Raw genomic sequence first — 276 nt, 5'->3', positions numbered from 1 at the left:
GCTATCTTCAGGCCATCGACACCGTCAAATCCATCTGTGGCACCAAACAGGTCAACGCCATCGGCTATTGCATTGCCGGCACGACATTGCATCTGACGCTGGCCTTGCTGAAGAAACGCGGCGACACGTCGATCAAATCCGCCACATTCTTTACCTCGTTGACAGATTTTTCGGAGCAGGGGGAGTTCACCCCGTTTCTACAGGATGATTTCGTCGACGGGATCGAGGCCGAGGTGAACCAGAATGGCATTCTGCGCTCCTTTATCATGGGGCGGA

The 276-nt window shown here is 54.3% G+C and carries 1 pseudogene; it reads left to right on the top strand.

Annotated features, from left to right (window positions below):
* Nucleotides 1–276, top strand: a pseudogene (locus Q4528_RS13785) (hypothetical protein); the annotation flags it as partial.

Origin of the sequence: Staphylococcus pasteuri (genome assembly GCF_030547725.1) — a bacterium.
In the GTDB taxonomy this organism is placed as follows: Bacteria; Bacillota; Bacilli; order Staphylococcales; family Staphylococcaceae; genus Staphylococcus; species Staphylococcus pasteuri.
Note: the sequence above shows the minus strand (reverse complement) of the source record. Positions and strands in the feature narration are given on the sequence as shown.